We start from the raw sequence: 24,620 nt of genomic DNA, 5'->3' as shown, positions 1-24,620 counted from the left end.
ATGCTGATCCGGCAAGGCTACGACCGCCGCGCGTTCAAAGCGCAGACCGCTCTCGCCTGGGTGGTAATGGTTGCAAGTTACTGATTCACCCGGCCCGACGAGAACATCAACTGGGTGCACGGGCTTGGTCCGGAGCCGCAGAAGATCTTGCCGCCATGCATTGTATCTCGGCCTGTACATGGTGCTCCTGCCCCTGGTCGCCTACTTGCCGGTCCATCTCGTATTGAAACGGCTGTCCCGGCCGTAGGCGGCCATGCGGAGACGACCGGCGAATTCCAATGCGCTTGGGCGACCGGCCGAGGAGGTAGCGCCGATGCAAGCAGGCGAGGGAGCGCAGCGCCAGACACCAGATCTGCGGCCTTTCGGGTTCGAGTTGGGGTAGCTCGGCGCCTCATCGGCTCGGCGTCTACTCGGCTGCGCCGCTCTCGGAAGCCAGGGTCGGGCCGGCTTCAGGCCGCCTGCGCCGGAATGTCCTGCGCAGAGCAACGTAGAAGACCGGCGTCAGGAAGAGGCCGAACAACGTCACGCCCAGCATGCCGGAGAACACGGCCGTGCCGAGCGATTGGCGCATTTCCGCGCCAGGCCCGCTGGCGATCACTAGCGGCACCACGCCCAGGATGAAGGCGAATGCCGTCATTAGGATCGGCCGCAGCCGCAGCCGGCAGGCCTCGACAGCCGCCTCGACGGCGTCAAGGCCGCGCTCCTCACCTTGGCGCGCGAACTCGACGATCAGGATCGCGTTCTTCGCCGCCAGGCCGATGAGCACGATCAGCCCGATCTGCACGAGGATGTTGTTGTCGAGACCGCGGAAGGCGACGCCCAAGAGGGCGGCCAGCACGCTGAGCGGGACGATAAGCACGATGGCGAAGGGCGTAATCCAGCTTTCGTATAGCGCGGCGAGCGCCAGAAAGACGAACAGAACCGACAGGCCGAAGATGAAGACCGCCGTGTTGCCGGTCTGCCGCTCCTGGAAGGCGAGTTCAGTCCATTCGAAGGAAGTGCCCTGCGGCAGCGATTCGGCTGCGATCCCCTCCATCAGGTCGAGCGCCGTGCCCGTGGCGACACCCGGCGCTGCATTGCCCTGAAGCGGCACGGAGACATACATGTTGTAGCGTTGCACGAGCGAGGGACCGGTGACGTCGCGGATCTCGACGAGTGTGCCGAGCGGCACCAGGTCGCCGGCCGCCGAGCGCACCTTCAGCTTCAATATGTCGTCGCGATCGATGCGGAAAGCCTGGTCGGCTTGCGCCCGCACCTGGTAGACGCGACCGAAGGCGTTGAAATCGTTGACATAGGCGGTGCCTAGATTGATCGACAGCGTCTCGAAGATGTTGGGGATCGGCACGTTCAGCATCCGCGCCTTGTCGCGGTCGATCGCCAGGAAGAATTGCGGGCTGGAGGCCGAGAAGGTGGTGAAGACGCCCATCAACCCGGGCGTCTGGTTGGCCTTGCCGGCGATTTCGTTGGCCAGCGCCAGAATCGGCCGCATGTCGGCGCTGTTGCGCTCCTGGAGCATCATCTTGAAGCCGCCGGAGTTGCCGATGCCCCGCACTGGCGGCGGCGGCAGCGCGATGATGAAGGCCTCCTGGATGCCTTGCAGGCTGCCAAACAGCGTGCCGATGATCTTGTCGGAAGTATCGCCGCTCTCGAGCCGTTCCTCGAAGCTCTTGAATGGCGCGAAGATCACGCCGGAATTGCTGGCGTTGGTGAATGTCGCGCCGTTGAATCCTGCGAAGGCGACGGCGTTGGCGACACCCGGCGTCTCGCGGATGATATCCGACGCCTTCTGGATGACTGCGTCCGTTCGGGCGAGCGAAGAGCCCTCCGGCAACTGCACGACGACGATCGCATACCCCTGGTCCATGTTCGGGATGAAGCCGCGCGGCACCGTCTGCAGCATGTGATAGGTCGCGTAGAGCAGGCCTGCGAAGAGGAGCAGCATGGCGGCAAGCGCCAGAGTCGTGCCGACCAGCCTGTGCACCAGCCACGCATAGCCGTCCGCCATCCTGTCGAACCCGTTGTTGAACCCGTTCGCCAGAGCGCGGCCGAACCTTGCCAGGAAGAAGTTCGAATGTTCCTCGCTGTGCGGCTTGAAAAGCACGCCAGCGAGAGCCGGCGAAAGCGTCAGCGAGTTGAATGCGGAGATCGCGGTGGAGACCGCGATGGTGATGGCGAACTGCAGGTAGAACTGGCCGGAAATCCCGGGAATGAAAGCCGCCGGAACGAAGACGGAGATCAGCACCAGCGAGATCGCGAGGACCGCGTTTCCCACTTCATCCATGGTCTTGTGCGCAGCGGCGCGCGGAGCGAGCCCCAGCCGGATGTTCCGCTCGATATTTTCCACAACCACGATGGCGTCGTCGACAACGATGCCGACCGCCAGCACCAGCCCGAACAGAGTGAGCATGTTGAGCGAGAAGCCGAAGGCGAGCAGCACGGCAAGCGTGCCGATCAGCGAGACCGGTATCGCCACGATCGGCACGATCGCCATGCGCCACGACTGCAGGAACACGATGATGACGATCACCACCAGCAGGATCGCCTCGGCGATGGTGACATAGACCTCGTTGATAGATTCGGCGATGAACTCGGTTGGATTGTAGATGATCTCGTAGGCCAGCCCCTCCGGGAAATCCTCCGAAAGCTCCGCGATGGTCTCCTGGATTTCTTCCGCCGAGGCCAAGGCATTGGTGCCCGGCCGCTGGAAGATGCCGAGCGCCACCGCCGCCTTGTTGTTGAGATAGGAATTGGTGACGTAGTCCCTGGCGCCGAGCTCTATGCGCGCCACGTCCTGCAGGGAGATCAAGCGGCCGTCCTTGGTCGACTTGACTATAACGTAGCGGAAGTCGCGCGCGTCTTCGAAGCGCCCTTGCGTGGTGACCGTATACTGGAAGGCCGAGCCGTCGCCAATCGGCGGCGCGCCGATCGAGCCGCCCGACACCTGGACGTTCTGGTCGCGCAGCGCCTGGACTACGTCGCCTGCGGTCATGCCGTAGGCGGACAGCTTTTCCGGGTCGAGCCAGACGCGCAGCGAATATTCGCGCTCGCCGAAGATCTGCACGTCGCCGACGCCGTCCAGCCTCAGCAGGACGTCGCGCACGCGCGAACGCGCATAATTCGAGACGTAGAGCTGATCATATGTGTCGTCGGGCGACAGCATATGGATGACCATCATCAGGTCGGGCGAACTTTTCGCCGTGGTGATGCCGAGCCGGCGCACCTCTTCCGGCAGGCGCGCTTCGGCGATCGAGACGCGGTTCTGGACCAGCACCTGCGCCGCGTCGAGATCGGTGCCGGGGCGGAAGGTGATGGTGAGCGACATCGAGCCTTCGCCGGAGGAATAGGACGACATGTAGAGCATGTGCTCGACGCCGTTGATTTCCTGTTCGATCGGCGTCGCCACGGTCGCGGCGACCGTCTCGGCGTCGGCGCCCGGATAGGAGGCGCGCACCACGATGGTCGGTGGCGCGATTTCGGGATATTGGGCGACCGGAAGCTGCGTATAGGCGATGCCGCCGACGAGCACGAGCACGATCGACAGCACCACCGCGAAGATCGGGCGGTTGACGAAGAAATGGGCGAAGTTCATTGCGTCTGCCCTTCGGCTTCAACCTTGGGCGGCAACGTGGTCATCTCGGACTTGACGGTGACGCCCGGCCGCACTCGCACCAGCCCGTTGACTACCACGGTCTCTTCGCCGGTGAGGCCCTCGCGGATAACGCGATAGCCGTCGATGCGCGGGCCGGTGCGGACCGGCTTGGCCGAGATCAGGCCTGCCTCGTCGACAACGAAGACGATGCGGCGGTTCTGGTCGGCGCCGATCGCCTCGTCAGGCAGAAGCACGCCCGGATGCGGCAGCGAGCCGGGCACGTTGATGCGGCCGAACATGCCCGGCTGCAGCACGCCGTCCTTGTTGTCGAAGCGCGCCCTGGCCCGCATCGTGCCGGTAGCTTCGTCCAGACGGTTCTCGGCGAAGTCGAGCTTGCCCTTGAACGTCGCTTCATCACGGTCGGCGACACGGACGACAACATCGACGCCGCCGGCGCCCTCCTGCATGACGCCGCCGCGCTCGCGGGCGTCGCGCGCATAAGCGAAGTAGGTCCGCTCATCGATGTCGAAATAGAAGTCGATCGGGTCGATCGAGACGATGGTGGTCAGCACGGTCTGGTCGGCCTGCACCAGATTGCCCGGCGAGATGAGCCGGCGGTCGACCCGGCCGGAAAACGGCGCCTTGATCTCGGTGAATTCGAGATCGAGACTTGCGTTTTCAAGTGCCGCCTCCGCGCCGTCCAGTTGCGCTTGGGCGGCGAGATATTCGCGGCGGCGGTCGTCCAGTGTCGAAACCGGTATGTTGCCTTCGCGCGACAGGGTCTCGGCGCGCTCGAACTGCATCTTGCTGAATTCGACCAGGGTCTTGGCCGAGTCGACCTGCGCCTGCGCCTGGTTCAGCGCCGCCTTGAACGGCCGCTGGTCGATGGTGAACAGGAGGTCGCCCTGCTTGACCAGCGTACCGTCCTGGAAATGGACCCGGTCGAGATAGCCGCCGACGCGGGAGCGCAGCGAAACCTGGTCGACGGCTTCGAAACGGCCGACGAACTCATCGTCCTCGACGATATCGCGCACCAGCGGCTTGGCTACCGTGACGACGGGCGCGGGAGGCGCTTCTTGCGCCTGTGCGGCCGGGGCCGCGAGCAAGCCGATCGCCGCGAAGGCCGCGGCGGCGAGCCATTTTGCAGGGACGTTTCTGCTGGAGGGGGCGGCCAGAGAATCGTGGCGGAGGCGTGCAGTGTGAACCATGGTTACCCCTCGTAATCGGCCCTTTATGCGAAGTCCGTAACATCTAGGCAGCGGGTGTGCCGCACAAATCAATTTTTTGAACTGACCACCACAACCGACAGCTTGCTATAGAACAAACATCGAACATCATCAACCTTGACAACGAAGCGGCTAACCGGGGAGCGCGAACGCACATCTCGCGTTTATCCGCTGCTTAGGCATCGCCATGCGCTCGAGCTAAAGCGGATCTGACGAGCCATTGCGCATCCCGACGTGCGGCGGTTCTGTCGGGAGGAACAGGGCCGCTCTCGCATAGAGGTCCGACCTGCTTCTCATCCTGCGGTTATAGGCGGCGATATAGGCTTCGATGAAATCGGCAGATTGGACGTTTGCGACACTCCGAAACTCTATTGCACCACCCGCATAGCACTTGGACGTGACAACCGCACGTCCGCTCGTCTCTCCTGCAGTTTGGAAAAAAGATCGTCGATAAGCGCGCATGTATGGCGCGAACGAGGGTGAGGTCGAACCGGTCAAGCACCTTATCGGAAGCGTGCTGCTGTGGCGTGACAATCGTGAAGGATGCACTCTGCAATTAGAGAAGTGACGCTACCGCGACCCCAATGCCTATGCCGGCAAACCTGCCATACGGCATGGCGTCGGTGACGCTGCTTGGTCTTACTTGCTTGGCGTCCATGAAAGCAATTCTGAAGAAGTTGGCCAGCTGACGAAACAGACGAGTCATCGACGCGAATATTAGACGAGCTAGAAAAGCCAACAAGCGAGAACATGTCGGACTGCGACACTAGACGGCCGCGATAGCAACCATCGATCTCCTTGCTAATGGCATGCTTGTACCCAGTGGAGAAAGCGGTCGCGGCCTCGGATCGTCTCGAAAGGCGGCCTCGCCACCCTCTAGAATCTCGCAGACCAGGCTGCGAATCTGTGGACTTTCGAGGCCTCCGCTCACGTACGAAATAGCCGGCAGCGCTCCTGGATGATGGTTCCCAGCTTGGCGACGATGACCTGGTCGGCGTCGCTGTTTACTACGGCCGGCGGACAGGGCAACTCCCTTTACTTCCCAGGGTGCGGACGGGCGTCAGGACCTGGTCGTGGTGGCCGGCGGCCACAGATCAACCGGCACCGAGACAGGCGATTCGATCATTGCTTAGGCCCTGCCGCGATACCTTGGCGACGTTGATCAAGATCCCATTCGGGGCGTGAGCAGGCGGTAGCTCGACTGCCGCTGATCGGCGTCGCCCATCACGATATCGACAGAACGTTAGCACATGTCGGCTTTCTCAGGTCCGAAAGGTCGCCGTAACGCCGCGTTTCAGGTTCTGCTGCGGGGGCGGGGTGCATTCGTTGGGCCAAAATCCATGAAGGCCGCCGGCGAGACCGCGGCCGAATTGCGGGGCAGGTTAGGCCTTGCAAGTCCATGGATCGTTCGGGCACCCTCCGGCGTTATGTTGTCAGCCAAGCGGGTGACTTTCATTAGGGAAGGAGCAAAGCGATGAAAGAAATGGTTCTCGCAGGAATCGTCGTGCTGTCGGCGTCAACATCGCTGGCGCAGACGAGCACTGCCCCCGAGGGTACGGCTCCAGCAGCCGACACTGCTATGCCTGTTGCCCAGCAGGCAGGCGGGCCCGCAAATCTCTGCCAAGAGCTCCTCGCCTTCATGAAGGCGCCTGCCGAAGCGGCTACCCCGACCGCTGCTGCCCCGGCTCAGCAAGCTGGCACATCTACTAGCAGCGCAGCCGCGCCCGCCAAGCCGGAGACGGGCTCGGCGCAGAAAATTACGGGGCAATCTGGAGTTGCCAGCGACTCTCCACAACCGAACAAGGAGAAGGTGGCCAGCGGATCGGCCACGAACGCGCCCCAGAAGGAAAGCAGGGCCGCGCCGTTGCCCCCCTCCGATACGTCGAGCACCCCCAAGGATTCCGTGATAGATGTCGCGAAAGCGGAGGAACTGGCCGCCGCCAATGACATTGCACAATGTCAGAAGACCGCGCGGCAAATGAGAGTGGCCGGCGTCGCCATGCCGCCGCCGTTGCTTTCACTGGCGGCGCTCGACCTGCAGTTTCAGCAAAAATCCGGTGAGGTCCCCCAGTCATCCGGATCTGGCAATCCACCTGCGACGGGGCAGGATCCAGCGCAGCAGACGCAGACGCCGAAATGAGAGCATGACTGCGACTTTGAGCAGGTGAGAAAGGGAGAAGGCGGGATGGGTATGATCTTGACCGGAATTGTCGTTTCGATCGCAATTGCGCTCGGGGCGGGCTATTTTCTTCTGAGCGCGCAGCAGCAACAGCCAGCATGGCAGGTTTACAGCAGCGAGAGCACTCGCGTGGGCGATCCGGGACACAATCTGGTTGGTCAAAACTGGACGGGCGAGCCGGGCGACAACTCCACCGCAGCCGCGGGCGGGGAGGAGACGCCTTCCTAGCCCTTCGCTCGTTGACGTGGGTTCGAAGGCACCGCCTCGCGCAATGAAAGCCCAACGAGGATGCCAAGAAATGCCCGGACCAAGGGCCCGCGCATTTCGGTTTTGCGCAGAAGCACTATTCGGCCGCTTCGGCCGCCGAGCGGGGCTGTATTGTACCTTTCGCCTCCTGCCCTTCAACCCAAAGGCTATGATGCTCCTTCGCCCAGTTCATATCGACCGTGCCCGAACCCATTGCTTCATAGGCGCCTTCCATCCCGAGCGTGCCGATATAAATGTGAGCGATAAGAACAGCGATCAGAATTATGCCCACAGTCGCATGAATATACTGGGCCGTCTGCATGCCGTTTATGTCGGCGAATGCGAACGGAAACAGCATGAATATGCCCGATATCGACATCGCAATTCCGCCCAGGACGACGGCCCAGAAGATGAGCTTCTGGCCGGTATTGAAACGTCCGGCCGGCGGATGCGTCCTGTTGGTTTTGTCGAAAAAGCCGCCGCCGACTCTGAGCCAATGAGCGTCATGGCGATCCGGAAGGTTGTCCCAGGCCCATGTCACCAGCATGACTAATATGCCGAGCATAAACGCCCACGCGACGAAGTCGTGGGCGTATTTCGCCCAAATCGACCAGGTTGAAAATGCATCGGCCCCGATCAGCGGCATCAGCAGACGCTTGCCGAAGATAAAGTTCAGGCCGGTGATGGCTAGGATGATGAACGCCGTGGCAGTCATCCAGTGGGTTAGCCGCTCCAGAGCACCGAAGCGCAAAATCCTTACGCTCGATTCGGGCGCCAGTGTGCGGATGCGGCCCCTGTAGAAATAGAACAGCGCCAGCAGCAGCAAAATGCCGAGAATCGCGATGCCGCCGATCCACGGCAGCCAGCCCTCGTGGAAGGTGCGGTAATCGCGGCCTTGCGGTTGCTCGAGCAAGCCGGCGGCTGTATTGGGCAGGGTGACGCGCCCCTCGATCTTTTGCAGCTCATCAAGAAGCTGCCGTTCGCTCACAGCCTGGGCGGTCGGGTTGCTCCCGGATGGGGCTTGCGCGTAGACAGGCGCTGCGACCAGCAGCGTGAGTGTCATGAACGCTGCGATAGCCTGCGGCGTCGCTCGACCAAGCCAGTTGTCCGGCATTTTTCCGTCCTCCGTAATAGCTCCGTTGCGCGCGGGACGAGCCCGACTACCTCCTAGACATTGATTGTTTCTCGATAGGCCGTCTGCCAGCCCCAGGCTCCCGAACCATAGCCACGCTGCGTTACACGCTCCTTGTAGATCGCCGCGATGATCTCCCCGTCGCCGGCCAGGAGCGACTTGGTTGAACACATTTCGGCGCAAAGCGGCAGCTTGCCTTCGGCCAGCCGGTTGGCTCCGTATTTGGCATATTCAATTTCGGTGGAATCCTCTTCCGGGCCGGCGGCGCAGAAGGTGCATTTGTCCATCTTGCCGCGCGAACCGAAGTTGCCCACACGAGGATATTGCGGCGCGCCGAATGGGCAGGCGTAGAAGCAATAGCCGCATCCGATGCACAGATCCTTGGAGTGGAGCACCACCGCGTCCGCCGTGGTATAGAAGCAGTCGACCGGACAGACCGCCGCGCAGGGCGCGTCGGTGCAATGCATGCACGCCATCGAGACGGAGCGTTCGCCGGGCTTGCCGTCATTGATGGTGACGACGCGGCGGCGGTTGATGCCCCAAGGCACGTCGTGCTCGTTCTTGCAGGCGGTGACGCAGGCATTGCACTCGATGCAACGATCAGCGTCGCAAAGGAATTTCATCCGGGCCATTTCTGTTCCTCCCGTTCACGCCGCTACGATTTGGCAGAGCGTGCACTTCGGCTCCTGCATGCCCGTCACCGGGTCGTAGCCGTAGGTGGTGATGCTATTGGCGCTCTCTCCCAGAACATATGGATCGGAGCCCTGCGGATAGTGAGCCCGCAGATCCTTACCCTGGAACCAGCCGCCAAAGTGGAAGGGCATGAAAGCGACGCCCCGGCCGACGCGCTCCGTGACCAGCGCCTTCACCCGCGCCCTCGAGTTGTTCTCCGCACCATTCACCCAAACCCAGGTTCCATCGCCGATGCCGCGTTCGGACGCATCGGCCGGGTTGATCTCAACGAACATCTCCTGCTGCAGCTCGGCCAGCCATCTGTTCGACCGCGTTTCCTCGCCCCCGCCTTCGTATTCGACGAGCCGGCCGCTAGTCAGGATCAGTGGGAACGTCTTGGCGATCCCCTTTTCCACCGCCGCCTGCTGCACGCTGAACCCTATGTTCGGCAGTCGGAACTGTGTGGCGTCGGGATAGGTCGGATATTTTGCGACCAGGTCCACCTTCGGCGAGTAGATCGGCTCGCGATGGATCGGCACTGGGTCGGGCAGGTTCCACGCTAGTGCGCGAGCTTTGCCGTTGCCGTAGGGATGGCAGCCATGGCTGAGTACGACGCGCTGGATGCCGCCTGACAGGTCTGTCGACCACGAGACCTTGTTGATGTCGTCGCCGATCGTTTCGATCACGGCGAGTTCTTCCGCCGTCAGATCCTTGTCCCAGCCGAGTTTCTTAAGCACGGCCATGGTGAACTCCGGATAGCCGTCGGTGAGTTCCGAGCCTTGCGTGTACGAACCTTCCGCCAGGAGGGTCTTGCCGTTGCGTTCGACGCCGAAGCGGGCGCGGAACGGGCTACCGCCGTCCATGACATGCAGGCCGGTGCTGTAAAGATTGGCCGTACCCGGGTGGCGGATCTCCGGCTTGCCCCAACATGGCCAAGGCAGGCCGTAATAGTCGCCACCGACCTCGGGATCATCCTTCGGAGCCCGCATCGTCACCAGGTCGAACTTGTGCTGGTTCTTCATATGCGCCTTGAGGCGCTCCGGCGACTGACCGCAATAGCCCGTTGACCAGCTCCCGCGGTTCATCTCGCGCAGCACCTCCTCCGGCACCGGCCGGTCTCCCTCGACGGCTATTTTCTTGAACATCTTGTCGGCAAGCCCGAGCTTCTTCGACAAGAGATAGATGACCTGGTAGTCGTCCTTCTGCTCGAAGCTCGGCTTGACGATCTGCTCGCCCCACTGGATGGCCCGATTTGAGGCGACGCGCGAGCCTGACGTCTCGAACTGCGTACAGACAGGCAAGAGATAAGTGTTGTCCTGACGCCCCGCTTCGACCGCCAGTGATGCCCAGGTCGTGGGATGGGGATCGGCGACAACAAGCAATTCCAGGCCTGTCAGGCCCTTCATCGATTCCGGAATACGAGCGATACTGTTGCTGGCGTGGCCCTGAATGAACATAGCACGAATGCTGTCGCGCTGCCCTATCTTGTCCTTGGGCAGCGAGACGGAATCGAACCACCTTGTCAGCGGTATGCCCGGGGTTTCCATGGCTTCCTTCGAGTCGAACTGGCTCAGCAGGTCCTCGTAGGGGATCTCCCAGACGCGAGACCAATGCTTCCAGGCGCCTTCCGTCAACCCGTAATAGAAGGGCAGGGTGACCACATCGAGCCCGATATCCGTCGCGCCCTGTACATTGTCATGGCCCCGGAAGATGTTCGCGCCAGTACCCGGCTTGCCGACATTGCCGGTGGCAAGACACAGGATGCAGCTCGCGCGCGTATTGGCGGTACCAACCGTGTGGTGTGTCTGGCCCATGCACCAGATCATCGTCGACGGCTTCTGCGTGGCGAACAGCTCGGCGACGAGCTTCACCTGGTCCCCAGGCACGCCGGTGATCTGCTCCACCTCCTCTGGCGTGTACTTCTCGACTTCCTTGCGGACCTCATCCATCCCGTAGACGCGCTGCGCGATGAATTCCTTGTCCTCCCAGCCGTTCTCGAAGATGTGCCAAAGCATGCCCCACAGGAGCGCTATATCAGTGCCGGACCGGAACCGGACATACTCGGTCGCATGGGCGGCGGTGCGCGTGAAACGGGGATCGATGACGATCAGATTGGCCTTGTTGAGTTCCTTGCCTTCCAGCAGATGCTGCATCGCTATCGGATGCGCCTCAGCCGGGTTGCCGCCCATGATGATCATGGTCTTTGAATTGCGAATATCGTTGAAGGAGTTCGTCATCGCGCCGTAGCCCCAGGTGTTGGCTACGCCGGCGACGGTCGTCGAATGACAGATGCGGGCCTGGTGGTCCTGATTGTTTGTTCCCCACAGGGCAGCGAGCTTGCGGAAGAGATAGGTGCCTTCGTTGGAAAACTTGGCTGACCCCATCCAGTAGACGGATTCCGGGCCGGACTTTTCACGGATCTCGAGCAGTTTGTCGCCAATCCCATTGATCGCGTCGTCCCAGGAGACCCGCTCCCACTGCCCGGCGGTGAGCTTCATCGGGTATTTCAGTCGGCGGTCGCTGTGTACGAGCTCGCGTACGCTTGCTCCCTTGGCGCAATGGGAGCCACGGTTGATCGGGCTGTCCCACGAAGGCTCCTGACCGGTCCAAACCCCGTTCTGGACTTCGGCGGTAACGGTGCAGCCGACCGCGCAATGGGTGCAGACGCTTTTCTTGAGCTCGATGGGCTCGCCCGGCTGCGGCGGACTGATGGCCGCCGCCTTTTGAACGGTGCCGAGCTGGAACGACCCGATTACAGCCATCCCGCCGGCCACGAGACCGGAACGGCGAAGGAAGGTTCGCCGGTCGATGGGAGCGGAGGCGACCGTTCCCATCAGCGTGTGCAATCTTGTGCGGTTCGCCTGACCGCTCTTGCGCTTGGTCAGCATGGCGCTCTCACTTCTTCAACGTCTCATAACCGTTCACACGGTAGAATGCCTTGACGTGCTCGGTCTCGCGGTAGCGGGCCCTCGTCTCCTCCTCGCCGGGATCATAAGCTTGCGCTTCTCCGGGGCTGAGCGTCACGGCGGCCACGGCGGTCGTGGACGCGCCGCCGAAGGCGCGAAGGAAATTGCGGCGGTTCATTGCCGTCTGTTTCTTTTCCTGCATCTGCCATCCTCCCTATCTGTCGACGCGATCAGGTCACGAGCTACGTCGCGCCTCCATGGCGAAGCCTTCGGCTTCAATGTCGATGAAAATCCGCCCCACCACGCCCACTGCCCGGTAAAACCTGGCCGCGGCCGCGTTTTCCAGATCGGCGAAGAAGCGGCTCGCCCAGGGCGCGATGTGACGTTCAAAGAAGTCCCGCTCCTCGCCAGCGGGAACCACGAAATGTGTGGCGGCAAAGCCGCTCATGATCTCGAATAGCGTGCCGAGATGATCTTCCGGGTCAAAATGACCGTCGGCGCGTTCAACGCCGAGGCGCTTCATGTCCCCGCGTAGACGGGCAAGCGGCCGTTCATTGAGAAAGCCCGTCAGGTAGTATGAGGCGTAGGGAAGGAGTTCGCCGCGCCCGACTCCGATGAAGAGCTCGAAATACTCGCGACTGACCGCTGCCGGGGAGGCCGAAGCCGCGGCCTGGCCCAGTGCGGCATGAGCCAGGCCGAGCGGCGTCTCGGTGTCGCCCCGTAAACTGGAAAGCCGCGCCATAAGGTTTGCATCCGGAGCGGCCAGGAGAAGAGTGGCGAGCAGCGCGTACTCATCCGCGCGTGCGCTGTTCACGTCGTCGACGTCAGCATCTCTAACGCCGGGAACCAGAGCGTCAGCCCCGCACGACGTGCCGATTGCCTCCTCTAGGCGCAAGTCTGGGTTCATCTACTGACCTCGACCGTGCCCCTCAACGAGTGGGTAAAGTCAATACTAGTCCCCCGCCCGGCAATTGCAACAGCAACTGTGCCAAAATGGCCACATATCCAGATCAGTGCGGCACGGCGCCGCCATGGCGCCGCTGGCGATTAATCGGGGATGATTCCGCGGCGCCGGCAGCTTCGTCGCGGCCGGCGGCGGTTTCGGCCACGTCGGCCGAAGGGGATTGGCGGGTTGCCGGCTCGATCGAACTGTCCGGCGTAACAGCCTGCGAAGCATCGGGTGAGGCGTTCGCGTCCTCGTCCGCCAAGACGACGGTGGCCGCAGACGCCTTCTCCGGTGCCTCCAAAGCCATGGCGGCGCGTGCTGGGTCGGCCGGGTTGCCGCCGCTCAACGTCGACAGGAAATCCACGACAGGTTCGCTGGATTCTTTCAAGGGGCCGAATCCCGCCATGGATCCCGGCCTATTGAAGTCCCAGGCATATTCGGAAGGCCCGATATGATCACGAATTGCCGGATCGAGCGACCACATCCTGCGCAATGCGGCGCGCTTCAACATCTTGGGCACGCCTTTGCGTAGGAAGGCCGAAAGGTCGCTTTCGGCGGTCAAATCCTCGACACGGGGGAGGGGCTCGGCAGGCTCGGCGGCCTCCGGCTCCGCAATTGCTGGTGCAAGCTGCTCCCCAACACCCGCTGGCGTCACAGCTTCGTCAGGCGCAAGCTGATCCTTCTGCGGCTCCGCAGTCGCGCTGTAACGCGCCGCCTGTTTTCGGCGCGACCAGCGGGCGAAGACATTGTCACTTCCCGCGCTCATTCGGCATCATCCATCGTTCCGGAGCGAGGACCGCGCCTCGCCAAGGCATTGCTGTCCGCCCGATCGCGCTTGCGCTTGATGAAAGGACGCTCAACGTGATGCGTCTCGATGAAGGCGGCCACCCATTGCTGAAGCTCGATCGGCATAGGCACGGCTTCGATGATGTCGGGGCCAGCCTCTGTCAGCGACTCGCCTTCGAAAGGGTCAGCGGTCACCAGGTGCAGCACAACTCCGGGTGGAGCAGGGCTCGACCGGAGCGCGATCCAGAGGCTAGGCCGCCCCGAACGGAGGTTGTCCCGGTACATGCCCGTGTCGCACCCGAAGAGCTCGAGCTTGAACGTTCCGGCATAGAAACGCGTCAGGCCGTCGGATTCGTGCAGCACTGACCATGGCGCCGCGCACGGCGCGCCCGCCAGCACGGCCACGGGCACCCAGACATGGTCGACCCACGGGCTGTTCAGAGTCCGTCGCTCGACGATCACCCCGACTTCCGCAGTCTCCCGCACCATGGCACCAATCCTCCTAATTCACCGTCCCCGGGGCGCGAAACGGCAGGCCTGCGATGAGGTTCTGCGGCTTCATGCGGATCGTTCGGTCGGCGGTCATGGCCATTATGAGCCAGACGGGTCTGGCGCCCACTGCCGGCTGAACTTCGCCTGTGTCGGAAAAGCTGAGCCGGAATAGTGCAACGACGCGCTTTGCTGTCTCCGCGTCGAGTTCGCCGCCGGCCCAGAGCGTATTGCCGATGCGGGTCGCTTCGGCGTCGAGGCCGACGAACCAGGCCCAGTCCTCGTCCTCGATCCGCTCCACCGGCTCGATCTCCACGCCCACTGCAACAAGATGGCGAATCCAGATCTCCATTGCGGTCGCAAGGCCGCGCCGGGCCGGACTCCGGGCGCTGCCGAGCTTGAGCACCATATCGAAAGCGTCGCTCCTGGCGAAGTAACTCTCGGGATTCTTATCGTCGAGTATCTCGAGTTCCGTGACAGCTGGACCACCAAGCATGTTGAGGAGCGGCGAGGCATGGCGGTTCTGTTCATGCAGTTCGATTGTTTCGGCATCGGCGAGAAGCACAGCCCCCTCGTGAGACGTCACGCGTTGCGGCCGATAAAACAGCTCGGCGGCTCGCAGAACGCAGGCGTCATGTTGACCGTCCAGCGCATTGCGCAGCACGACCTGGGCAAGCTGGTTCATGAACAGCGGGGGGATATTTTCCGCCGAGCCGCGCGCCAGCGCGAGGTATGCGGCTTCGAGTGAGGGAGCGGCCAGCACATGATCGCGAAAGGCAATCATGAACTGCCAGTTCTCGCGCGCATCCGGATCCTCCAAGGCGGCGATCTCCTCCTTTGCGACCGGCCGGCGCGGATGATGCATCAAAAGTTCGTGATGCAGGCGCAACTCCGCCGGGCAGGCGGATTCGGGGGGGAGAAGCTCTGGCCGGGCAAAATATGCCTTCAGAAAGGAGTCGGTCACGAGCAGGCGCCCGGCCTCATCTCTGTCGAGAAGGTGATGACCGGAGGAAATCCAGAAATCCTTCACTTCTGCCTCCCGGCGAATGCAAGGAGATCGAACTTTTCCGTCGACGCGTCTTCACCCTCGATTTCGACGAAGCGGAATGCCGTTGCCGGCTCCAGCCGGCTCGCCTTGCGATGCAGGGTGCGGAACGACTCTCGGATGCCGGCCTGTTCGCTGGTGCGGTTGACGCCAATCAGCGTGTTCGGCGGGTGGTCGCACAGCGATTGCGCGAAGGCGATCTCCTCTTCGGCGGCGACGCGCGCCGTTTCGATGTCCGGCGCACCGCATCGCACCACAAGCTGCTCGGCCAGCCGATCGACGGCTGCCGCGCGGTCATGCGCGGTCGCGTCCGTGACCACGACGAGGGTGGACCAGCCGAAGCTGTCAATGCCGAGGAACCCGGCGCGGAACGCCTGCCGTTCCTTGCCGGAAAGCGTGGCGGTATCGGCGCCGAAGAACAGGAAGGTGCCGGTCACCGCCCATTCGCCTGGTCCTGCAGCGCGCGAATAGACAAACGTGTCCGAAGCATCGAGACGGATCGTTCGCGGCAGCTTCAAATCCATGGCGTTCCCGTCCTCGGATCGAGCCAGGAAGGCCTGGCAAGCGCTTCGGCCAGTCTTTTTCGCTCGCCAAGCCTTTGAGAGGCCATATGGGAAATCAGTAGATCTCCGTTACCGGCAAGCTCTGTATGCTCATCGCCCTTTCGGGGCAGCCGGTCGAGCCAGCGGCTGGCGATCGAACCGAAGCCGGTGTCGCTCCATTCGTGGAATGCGGCCATCAGATGGCGGGAGAAGCTCGCAACGATCTCACCGGCATCGAGCGCAGCGAAGCCTAGTTCGTCAAGCGCGCCAAGCAGCGGACGCAGACCGGGCTCGCCGGCGCGGATGACGGCAGTGCGGATCATGCCTGAGAAGACGAGCCAGTCGGGGATTTCGTGCTCCCGTGCCCCTTCCGGCCAGCCCAGGCGGGCGCCGCCGACGAGAACTCCGTCGACGCGAATAGTGCCTGGCCAGTCGAAGGTGATGGGCCGCGACGGCGGAGCATGGACCGCAAGCGCATCGGCGAGCGCGTTCATGCCTGCATAGATCGCGCGACGCGCTTCCTCCAGGGGCTCCTCAGGCTCAAGCACCACGGCGAATTCGGCCAGATCGTAGCGGCGCACCCAGGCGAGCGTGCCTGCGCCTTCCTCTGCCGCGATCGCGCAGGCATGCGCGAAGGCGTCGCCAGCCTCTCTCAGCGGCACGAGGCTGTAAGGCGGTGGCAATTGGAGGTCGCTGACAGATGGGCGCATAGTGCCGATCCATATTTTGATGACGGCGACTGTAATGTCTTTATAATACTTCCAAGGAAGAGGCGCTACCGCGTGGGCAAGGAAGATGCCACGGGAGTCGGAATGAGCCTGGCCAAACAACCCACGGTCCTGGTCTGCTCCTGCGAGCGGAGCATGCCGGGCTTCGGTGCCAGCGTCGCCCGCGGATGCCCGGGCGCACGGGTCGAGGCGGGGGACCAGTTCTGTGGCGCGGAGCTCGACCGGGTGCGCAGCGCCCTGAGCAGCGGCGGAGCAGTCACCATCAGCTGCACGCAACAGGCGCCGCTTTTCGGCGAGCTCGCCGAGGAACTCGGTTTCGCAGGCGATCTGGTTTTCGCAAACATTCGCGAGACGGGGGGCTGGTCGCAAGGCGCTGCTGCTGCCGGCCCGAAAGCGGCGGCCCTGCTCGCTATGGCGGCCGAACCCGCTTCGGCGCCCGCGCTCGTTACGCTTTCGAGCAATGGTGTCGTCCTGGTCTATGGCTGCGACGCGACGGCGATCGATGCGGGCCGGCAACTTGCCGAGAAGCTGGACGTCACTGTGTTGCTTAGCCGTCCGGGCGAAATTGCGCCGCACCGGGTCTGGGATTTTCCGGTCATGCAGGGCACGATCCGCAAAGCGCGCGGCCATCTTGGCGCCTTCGAGCTGACGGTCGACGATTTCGCGGCGCCCAATCCATCTTCGCGCGATCGGCTTCGCTTCGGGATATCGCGCGATGGAGCCGTCTCGAACGCCGACATCATCCTTGATCTCTCCGGCGGAGTTCCGCTTTTCCCTGCCCATGAATTGCGCGACGGCTACGTGAAGGCCGATCCCGGCGATCGCGCCTCCGTCGCCACTGCGATCGCAAGGGCTGCCGACTTGGTGGGCGAGTTCGACAAGCCGCGCTTCATCGATTTCTCCGCCGATCTGTGCGCCCATTCGAGATCGCGCATCACCGGCTGCACGCGGTGCCTCGACCTGTGCCCGACAGGGGCGATAACGCCTGCCGGCAACCACGTCGCGATCAATGCGGAAGTATGCGCCGGCTGCGGCAGCTGCGCGGCGGCATGTCCCACGGGTGCTGCCGCCTACGCCGTGCCGGATGCAGAATCGCTGCTTCGGCGGCTGCGGACGCTTCTTTTCACCTATCGGGAGGCGGGCGGCCTCGATGCGATCGTCCTTTTCCATGACCTCGGCCATGGCGAGCCGCTGATCGACGCACTCGCCCGGTTCGGCGCGGGTCTGCCCGCAAATGTCCTGCCGCTCACCGTGAACGAGACAACCCAGTTAGGGGTCGAGGCGTGGACCGCGCCAGTCGCTTGGGGCGCTTGCGCTGTAAGGGCTCTGTCGTCGGCCAAGCCCAGGCATGAGCTTACCGGAATTGCCGCAAACATCGCGATCGCCAATCTTTTGAGCCAGTCTCTCGGTTATGGCGCCGAGGTCTGCGGATTGATCGAAGCGGACGATCCCGACATCCTCGCCTCGGCGCTCGACATGATTACCCCAGACGTTGCGTCGCGGCGCCCGGCGGCATTCCTGCCCATCGGCAAGAAGCGCAGCTTGCTGACGAGCACCATGGTCGAGCTCCATCGAGCTGCGCCGACGCCGGTCGACCGCGTGGCGTTGCCTGCTGGGGCTCCGTTCGGCGGCCTGGACGTCAATGTCGACGGCTGCACGCTCTGCCTCTCTTGTGTATCGGCCTGTCCAACGGGGGCGCTTTCCGACAGCGAGCAGCAGCCGGCCTTATATTTTTCCGAGAGCGCCTGCGTGCAGTGCGGCCTTTGCGCCGCGACCTGCCCGGAGAAGGTCATCACCTTGACGCCGCAGGTGGATTTTCAGGCATGGGGCGCTCGCAGCCGGGTCGTGAAGCAAGAGGAGCCGTACAACTGCATCCGCTGCGCGAAGCCGTTCGGCACAAGGAGCACTGTCGAGCGGATCGTCGCCAAGCTCGAAGGCAAACACTGGATGTTTGCAGGCGAGAACGCACGGCGGCTCGACCTTGTACGGATGTGCGACAATTGCCGTGTCGATGCGGCCATGAATGAGGGCTTCGATCCTTATGCCGGCCCTGGTCGCTCGCCGCCGCGAACCACGGAAGACTATCAGCGGCAGCGCAAGAGTTCGAGCGATAAGGCGGTCTGAGCCCTAGTCGGTACGTGTCTCGGCCTGAAGAAAGCGGATCAGGGCTGCCCGATCCTCAGCATTGCTGATCGTCTGTTCAGGCATCTTGGTACCGGGGGTGTAGGCGTTCGGACCCAACTCGAACAGCGCTGACACTGTTTCCGGTGTCCAGACGATGTCCATTTTTCGGAAAGCGGGCGAATAGTGGTAACCCGGCACGGATGCTATTTTGCGCCCGAAAATTCCATGCAGCGTGGGCCCGGCTCGATGGCCGTCCTTCGGGTCGAGAGTATGGCAAGCTACGCAGGCGCGAAACACTTCCGCGTCCGGATTACCCGCGTATCTGGCCATCGGATCGGCCCTGCCGGCCGTAGCGGCTCCAAGGCGCTCGCCCGTCGCGATGTTCCATTCCCGCACCAGATGGTCGGCGCCGCCAGCCAGAAGCGTCTTGCCGCCAGCCGCGAACGCAAGCGACCATACCGCCACGCCGGATGTGTCGAGAGTGCGGATGGTGGAGAGGCTCATAGCGTCCAGCAACAGGATTCCATCATCGATGCCGGCGACTGCGAGATAGTTCGGGTCTGGCGTGGCGGCGAGCGCAATCACCGGTTTGCGTAAGGCCTGAACTTCCAACTGCACTTTGCCGCGCCGATCGAGCAACCGTACCCGCCCGTCCGCACCTCCGACGAACAGCCGGTCGCCGGGCGCTCTTACAAGCGTGTTGAGCGGCGTCGGCATGATGGCCCGAACCGGCGCCGCCCCAGCCTGACTCGGCCAAAAGATGACTGTGGCGTCATAGCCGGCGCTGACGAGGGTTGCGTCCGCCAGGAAGGCGAGTGCATTGACGTTTGCGCCATGGCCTTCCAGGACGCGCGCTTTCCCACCAGCAAGGGGCCAGAGCCGGACGGTGGTGTCCCAGGACGCCGAAGCCAGCATCGATCCGTCGGGTGACAGTTCGAGGTCGGCGACAGGTCCGGTGTGACCCTGCAGAATGAGGGCCGGCTCGGCTCGACCGGTTTGCCAGATCGCGATGCGACCGTCCGCACCCGCACTGGCAAAGCGCCCGTTCGGCAGTGCGGCCACGGCACTTACCTCACCGTCATGAAAGAGCAGCACGTCGCGCGCTTCGCCGGTCTCCAGCGACCAGATGATCGCCCTGGTGTCAAAACTGCCGGTTGCCACCGTCTTTCCGTCCGGCGCCACGGAAATCGCCCGCACGGGACCGCCATGCCCGCGCAGTTCGGCGCCATGTGTCGTCGCGCCGGCGAGGAAAACAGCAGCGAGCAAATGCATTGCGAGCGTCTTATGCATTGCGCATCATACGTTTCCGTGTTCCGCTGGCCGGCAGCGCCTTCGCCGGAGAGCAGCATGCGATCGCAATCCGACCAGCCGCACCGTCCCAGCTATTAGAGGCAATCATATGACCCAAAACATGGAAACCGATCCCTTCAACGTGTCGATGCGCAAGTTCCTGAAGCAGGTCGGCGTAACCTCGCAGCAGGCAATCGAAAGGGCCGTGGCGGATGGGGGGCTGAAAGGGCAGGGGCGTCTGACTGTGAGGGCCGTGATTACGGCTGAACGCGCCGGTTTGCACCACGTCGTCGAAGGCGAAATCGACCTCGGCTGAATAGGTTCGGCGGCGCGTCCGACGCCCCATTGACACCCCACCTCAATTGAAGAAACGGACCTGCCCGGCCGGGCTCGTGTCATACCCCGTGAGTTCTGCGGCGCGCCGGGCGAAGCTGTCCTGAGCCATGAGGCGGATCAGCGCCTGGATCGAAGGCTGAAAATAGGTTCGCTGCCGCATCAGCAGATCGAAATTCTCCCACGCCAATGATACGAACTCCAGGCCGGCGGCGCGCGCGGCGGCGCGTGTGGCGATTCCGCAATCGGCCCTCCCGGTCCGGATCGCGGCTGCGAGATCAGGCCCTGTCAGGCATGGCGGCGCGAGCCGGTTCAACCGCTTCCGGCTGGCGCCGGCGCGGGCGACCAGGACATCCAGCAGCATTTGGGCTCCGGCCCCGGTCTGACGCACCGCCATTTTGGCGCCGCTTTCAAGGACATCGGCCAGGCTGTTGAGCGATCGGGGGTTGCCCGGCGGCAGCAGCAGCCCCTGTTCGCGCCGCGTGAAACCGATCAGCACCGCATCGTGCAGCCGCGGCATTGCGCGCGCGGCCTCCACATTGGGGTCGGCTGCATCATTGTGGTAATGGATCGCGGCAGCGGCGACTTCGCCACGCAAAAGACGCGCAACGCCGGCTCCCGTCCCCTCGGTCAGCGAGGCGAGACCGGAGCCTGCCTGGCGAAGGCTCCGTTCAAGCAGATCGTCCTGGCTGCCGCCGACTATGGGCGGCGGCTCGGGCGGAATCAGTCCCTCAGGATGCGCCAATCCCGAGAGAACCCACCGGTCGAGTTCGTTACGCGGAAACAGCCACTTGCCCGTCACTTTGCTGCACGGATCCTGTTTTTGGCGACCAGTTCGTAAAGCTTGCGTTCGCCCAGGCGCAAATAGTCTGAGGCTTCCGGAGTCGTCAGCAAATGCAGCAGAATACAGGACGACGCGGCGCAGGTGAACGGGAATGTCGGAAGGCCTAAGTGCATGGCAGCTTATCGCGAGCGGCGACGCGACGCTGATCTCGATAGTGCGTCTTTCGCTAACCATCACCCTGGCCGCCGTTGCAATTGCAGCCGTCGTGGGACTGCCGCTCGGGGCGTTGCTGGCTCTGACGCGTTTTCCGGGACGTTCCCCGCTCGTGGTGCTTGTTAACGGCTTCATGGGCCTGCCGCCAGTTGTCGTCGGCCTGACCGTTTACCTGCTGTTATCCCGATCAGGGCCACTCGGCGAGTTCGGCCTGCTGTTCACACCGGCCGCCATGGTCATCGCGCAGGCGCTTCTCGTCCTGCCGATCATCGCAGCTCTGACGCGCCAGACCATCGAGGATTTGTGGCGCGAATATCGCGACGAACTGACAGCGATGGGCGTCGGCCCGACAGGCAGGGTGGTAACGCTCTTGTGGGACAGCCGTTTCAGCCTCATCACCCGCAATGCTCGCCGGCTTCGGGCGGGCGGCCGCCGAAGTCGGCACAGTAATGATCGTCGGCGGCAACATAGAAGGCTTTACCCGAACCATGACGACCACGATCGGGCTCGAAACCTCAAAGGGAGACCTGCCGCTCGCGATGGGGCTCGGCATCATCCTGATCGGCCTCATTCTTGCCATCAATGCCGCTGCCTGGGGCCTGCGAACGTGGTCGGAGCAACGGGTGGCTTGATGATGCGTGCATCGCTTACCGACCTTCCTCTCATTCTGGACGTCTCGCTCAGCGCAGGCGCCACGACTATGCTTGACCGCGTGAACCTGGCGATTACTCCCGGCGCGCCGACACTCGTGCTCGGTCCCAATGGGGCGGGCAAGACGTCACTGCTTCGGGTTTGCATGGGACTTGCCGCCCCTTCCGCAGGAACTGTGAGCTGGGGTGGGCGCACCGATCGCGGGCTAGGGCGCCGGGCAATGCTGCTCCAGAAACCGGTGATGCTGCGCTGCTCCGTCGCAGCCAACGTCGCCTACGGACTGGCGCAAGCTGGTTGTCGGCGCCATCGTCGCGCGGCACGCACCGAGGAACTTCTGGATCGTGTGGGCCTTCTGGGCCTGGCGGCGCGAGCTGCGCGGCGCTTATCCAGCGGCGAGCAACAGCGCGTGGCGCTTGCCCGCGCACTGGCGCGCGAGCCCGAGATCCTGCTGCTCGATGAGCCCACCGCCAGTCTTGATCCCGCTGCTACCCGCCATGTCGAGGAGATCATCCTCATGGCCTCGCAATCGGGCACCAAGATCGTCATGGCTTCACACGATCTCGGGCAGGTGCGCCGGCTCGCGGCAGATGTCGTCTTCCTCGTTTGCGGCCGACTATGCGAGCACGCCAGCGTCGATGATTTTTTCGATCGCCCATCATCAGCAAAAGCTGCCGCCTTTATTCAAGGAGACCTCGTCCTTTGACTGCGGAGACGGAGCTTCCAGTGTTCAACCGTCGACTGTTTGCCGCAATTGCGATCATTTTGACTGCCCTCGGCTCCAGCGGCGCATTGGCCGGCGCGCAGGAGCGGTCGATCGTCGTGGCCTCGACGACCTCGACGCGGGATTCCGGCCTTTTCGATCACATACTGCCTTTGTTCGCCACAAAGACCGGTATCGAGGTGAGGGTGGTCGCGCAGGGAACCGGCCAGGCCCTCGACGCCGGCCGCCGGGGAGACGCAGACGTGGTCTTGGTCCATGCCAGGGAGCAGGAGGAGAAATTCGTCCGGCAAGGTTTTGGCGTGAGACGCTTCGATGTGATGTACAATGATTTCGTCCTGATCGGGCCCAGAGGCGACCCGGCCGGCATCAAGGGTTCGCCGGATGTCGCTGCCGCCTTGACATCGATCCAGAGCAAGAAAGCTGTTTTCGTTTCCCGCGGTGACAAATCTGGAACCCACTTTGCAGAACTCGGACTCTGGAAGGCGGCAGGTGTCGATGTCGCGGCGATGAAGGAGCCCTGGTACAAGGAAATTGGGCAGGGCATGGGCGCTGCGCTCAACACAGCCAGCGCCATGAATGCCTATGTGCTATCCGATCGCGCCACATGGCTGGCGTTCAAGAACCGCGGCGAACTGGAGATCCTGGTCGAAGGCGACGAAAGGCTGTTCAACCAGTACGGCGTCATGCTGGTGAATCCCGCGAGGCACGCGAGCGTCAAAGCTGAACCCGGCCAACGCTTCATAGATTGGCTGATCTCGCCTGAAGGACAGCAGGCGATTGCCGAATACAAAATTGACGGCCAGCAACTCTTTTTCTCGAACGCCGAGCAGGAGCGCTTCTGAAGTCGGTTGCAAAGCGGTTCGCACCTGCCCCATCATCGGACATGATGAGAATGCAGCCTTCCCTCGGCGCGCTGACCGGTCTCGAAGCGGCTCTCGCCGCACTCCTCGACGGGGTGGTACCGGTTGCGCCCACTCTTTTGCCGCTTTACCAGACGCTTGGAAAGATTGGGGCCGCTATGCCGCCCCTGGTACACGCGCAGCCCACCCGTGACACGGCAAAGACAGATGGCTGGGCGTGTCGCGCGCTCGATCTTGCCGGTGCGTCGGCCTATTCGCCGCTGCCGCTGATGGCAATTCCGGTCTGGGTAGAGGCAGGCGTCGCCATGCCGGAGGGATGCGATTGCGTCCTCGATGCCGATCTCATCGATTGCAGCGGCCCGATGCCCCAGGCGCTCGGGGAAGCAGCACCGGGCCAGGGCGTGCGACGCGCTGGCGAGGACATGGAGGCGGGCCGACCACTCATCATTGCAGGGCACAGGCTGTCGGCCGCGGACCTCCTCGCCCTGCGGAGTGTAGGGATTGGTGAAATTGCGGTGCGGGCACCGCAGTTGCGCCTGATCGATCTCGCCGCCCCGGCGAGCGATACTTTAACGGGGCATTTTATCGCCGACCTCGCAAGAGCCTCTGGCGCGACGGTGTTCGATATCGAAACGGTTACGCGCGACGCCAGATCCGTCGCCCAGGCCCTTGCGAGTGCAGCCGGCGATTTGATCATCCTGATTGGAGGCACTGGTGCGGGGCGCGCCGACGCAACAGCCGACGTGCTTGCCGCGCGTGGGGCGCTCATCGCCCACAACATAGCGCTGCAGCCCGGCCGAACCGCGGCGATCGGCCGGCTCGACGCGGTCCCGATAATTGCTCTGCCCGGAGCGCCCGATCAGGCCTTTGCCGCCTTTCTTGCGCTGGTTCAGCCGACCATCGATCGCCTGTCGGGCAGGAGCGCCCGGCGACAGACGGTCCTAGCACTGGAGCGAAAAATCTCCTCCACGGTCGGGCTGGCCGAGATCGTCCTCCTGAAGCAGGAACAAGACAGATGGGCCCCACTTGCGATAGGAGATTTTTCCCTGGACGCGATCCGCATGGCGGATGCATGGCTTGCTATTCCAGGCGGCAGTGAGGGGTGTGCTGCGGGAACAGCTGTCGGCGCCTTTGTGTTCGATGATCCCAGATGAGTAA

20 protein-coding genes and 3 pseudogenes are annotated in these 24,620 nt (G+C 63.2%); 8 read left to right on the top strand and 15 right to left on the bottom strand.

The features are described from left to right. Positions 1-406: 406 nt before the first annotated feature. From CIT31_RS13465 to CIT31_RS35870, 3 genes and pseudogenes are all read right to left on the bottom strand, one after another. Positions 407-3,589, bottom strand: a complete 3,183-nt coding sequence (locus CIT31_RS13465) for an efflux RND transporter permease subunit (RefSeq protein ID WP_095518971.1) — start codon at positions 3,587-3,589, stop codon at positions 407-409. Then, positions 3,586-4,797 (bottom strand): efflux RND transporter periplasmic adaptor subunit, encoded by a 1,212-nt coding sequence (locus tag CIT31_RS13460; protein ID WP_245316221.1) that lies wholly within the window; start codon positions 4,795-4,797, stop codon positions 3,586-3,588. The genes CIT31_RS13465 and CIT31_RS13460 overlap by 4 nt, the downstream gene beginning before the upstream one ends. A gap of 784 nt (positions 4,798-5,581) precedes the next feature. Further along, positions 5,582-5,826: pseudogene (locus CIT31_RS35870) on the bottom strand (hypothetical protein); the annotation flags it as partial. 463 nt (positions 5,827-6,289) lie between these two features. On the opposite strand from CIT31_RS35870, the gene CIT31_RS13455 reads away from it, so the two are divergent. Then, positions 6,290-6,955: a hypothetical protein gene (locus CIT31_RS13455; protein WP_095518970.1), complete on the top strand. Its 666-nt coding sequence runs from the start codon at positions 6,290-6,292 to the stop codon at positions 6,953-6,955. Between the two features lie 45 nt (positions 6,956-7,000). Further along, positions 7,001-7,222 (top strand): hypothetical protein, encoded by a 222-nt coding sequence (locus tag CIT31_RS13450; protein WP_095518969.1) that lies wholly within the window; start codon positions 7,001-7,003, stop codon positions 7,220-7,222. 115 nt (positions 7,223-7,337) lie between these two features. On the opposite strand, the gene CIT31_RS13445 is transcribed toward CIT31_RS13450, so the two are convergent. From CIT31_RS13445 to CIT31_RS13400, 10 genes are all read right to left on the bottom strand, one after another. Next, positions 7,338-8,354: a formate dehydrogenase subunit gamma gene (locus CIT31_RS13445; RefSeq protein ID WP_095518968.1), complete on the bottom strand. Its 1,017-nt coding sequence runs from the start codon at positions 8,352-8,354 to the stop codon at positions 7,338-7,340. A 53-nt stretch (positions 8,355-8,407) separates the two neighbouring features. Continuing rightward, complete coding sequence (gene fdh3B, locus CIT31_RS13440; protein WP_095518967.1) at positions 8,408-9,004, bottom strand: formate dehydrogenase FDH3 subunit beta; 597 nt, start codon at positions 9,002-9,004, stop codon at positions 8,408-8,410. A 15-nt stretch (positions 9,005-9,019) separates the two neighbouring features. Beyond that, on the bottom strand, positions 9,020-11,932 hold the full coding sequence (locus CIT31_RS13435; RefSeq protein WP_095518966.1) for a formate dehydrogenase subunit alpha: 2,913 nt from the start codon (positions 11,930-11,932) through the stop codon (positions 9,020-9,022). A 7-nt stretch (positions 11,933-11,939) separates the two neighbouring features. After that, complete coding sequence (locus CIT31_RS13430) at positions 11,940-12,152, bottom strand: formate dehydrogenase (protein WP_095518965.1); 213 nt, start codon at positions 12,150-12,152, stop codon at positions 11,940-11,942. Positions 12,153-12,185: 33 nt separating this feature from the next. Beyond that, positions 12,186-12,857, bottom strand: coding sequence for a TorD/DmsD family molecular chaperone (locus CIT31_RS13425; protein WP_095518964.1), 672 nt, complete (start codon positions 12,855-12,857; stop codon positions 12,186-12,188). A 103-nt stretch (positions 12,858-12,960) separates the two neighbouring features. Further along, the gene (locus CIT31_RS13420; RefSeq protein WP_095518963.1) at positions 12,961-13,662 is read right to left on the bottom strand and encodes a DUF3306 domain-containing protein; all 702 of its coding nucleotides are present in this window, start codon (positions 13,660-13,662) and stop codon (positions 12,961-12,963) included. Beyond that, entirely contained in the window at positions 13,659-14,171 is a 513-nt protein-coding gene (locus tag CIT31_RS13415) for a DUF3305 domain-containing protein (protein WP_095518962.1), read from the bottom strand. Before CIT31_RS13415 ends, CIT31_RS13420 begins: the two co-directional genes overlap by 4 nt. Before the next feature lie 13 nt (positions 14,172-14,184). Further along, entirely contained in the window at positions 14,185-15,201 is a 1,017-nt protein-coding gene (locus CIT31_RS13410) for a DUF6352 family protein (protein ID WP_095518961.1), read from the bottom strand. Next, the gene (locus CIT31_RS13405) at positions 15,198-15,740 is read right to left on the bottom strand and encodes a DUF6505 family protein (RefSeq protein ID WP_095518960.1); all 543 of its coding nucleotides are present in this window, start codon (positions 15,738-15,740) and stop codon (positions 15,198-15,200) included. The genes CIT31_RS13410 and CIT31_RS13405 overlap by 4 nt, the downstream gene beginning before the upstream one ends. Then, positions 15,731-16,468, bottom strand: coding sequence for a biotin/lipoate--protein ligase family protein (locus CIT31_RS13400; protein WP_095518959.1), 738 nt, complete (start codon positions 16,466-16,468; stop codon positions 15,731-15,733). Before CIT31_RS13400 ends, CIT31_RS13405 begins: the two co-directional genes overlap by 10 nt. A 102-nt stretch (positions 16,469-16,570) precedes the next feature. Here CIT31_RS13400 and CIT31_RS13395 point away from each other — a divergent pair, with 102 nt between their 5' ends. Further along, on the top strand, positions 16,571-18,610 hold the full coding sequence (locus tag CIT31_RS13395) for a 4Fe-4S binding protein (protein WP_095519369.1): 2,040 nt from the start codon (positions 16,571-16,573) through the stop codon (positions 18,608-18,610). Between the two features lie 3 nt (positions 18,611-18,613). Here the strand turns inward: CIT31_RS13395 and CIT31_RS13390 are convergent, their stop codons facing one another. Next, entirely contained in the window at positions 18,614-19,900 is a 1,287-nt protein-coding gene (locus tag CIT31_RS13390; RefSeq protein WP_095518958.1) for a c-type cytochrome, read from the bottom strand. Positions 19,901-20,009: 109 nt separating this feature from the next. Between CIT31_RS13390 and CIT31_RS13385 the strand changes: the two genes are divergently transcribed. Continuing rightward, on the top strand, positions 20,010-20,216 hold the full coding sequence (locus tag CIT31_RS13385) for a DUF6494 family protein (protein ID WP_095518957.1): 207 nt from the start codon (positions 20,010-20,012) through the stop codon (positions 20,214-20,216). Positions 20,217-20,258: 42 nt separating this feature from the next. On the opposite strand, the pseudogene CIT31_RS13380 reads toward CIT31_RS13385, so the two are convergent. Continuing rightward, positions 20,259-21,133: pseudogene (locus CIT31_RS13380) on the bottom strand (substrate-binding domain-containing protein). 35 nt (positions 21,134-21,168) lie between these two features. Between CIT31_RS13380 and CIT31_RS13375 the strand changes: the two are divergent. The 4 genes and pseudogenes from CIT31_RS13375 (at position 21,169) to CIT31_RS13360 (ending at position 24,616) form a co-directional block, all read left to right on the top strand. Then, positions 21,169-21,862, top strand: a pseudogene (locus CIT31_RS13375) (ABC transporter permease). A gap of 2 nt (positions 21,863-21,864) precedes the next feature. Next, positions 21,865-22,584 (top strand): ATP-binding cassette domain-containing protein, encoded by a 720-nt coding sequence (locus CIT31_RS13370; RefSeq protein ID WP_095519368.1) that lies wholly within the window; start codon positions 21,865-21,867, stop codon positions 22,582-22,584. A 35-nt stretch (positions 22,585-22,619) separates the two neighbouring features. Beyond that, a complete protein-coding gene (locus CIT31_RS13365) occupies positions 22,620-23,444 on the top strand; it encodes an ABC transporter substrate-binding protein (RefSeq protein ID WP_165778464.1) in 825 nt (274 codons plus the stop codon). Positions 23,445-23,485: 41 nt separating this feature from the next. Beyond that, positions 23,486-24,616, top strand: a complete 1,131-nt coding sequence (locus tag CIT31_RS13360; RefSeq protein ID WP_095518955.1) for a molybdopterin-binding protein — start codon at positions 23,486-23,488, stop codon at positions 24,614-24,616. Positions 24,617-24,620: the final 4 nt, after the last annotated feature.

This window comes from Mesorhizobium wenxiniae (genome assembly GCF_002284535.1).
GTDB lineage: Bacteria > Pseudomonadota > Alphaproteobacteria > Rhizobiales > Rhizobiaceae > Mesorhizobium > Mesorhizobium wenxiniae.
The sequence above is the reverse complement of the archived record's forward strand: the minus strand, read 5'-3'. Positions and strand labels throughout refer to the sequence as shown.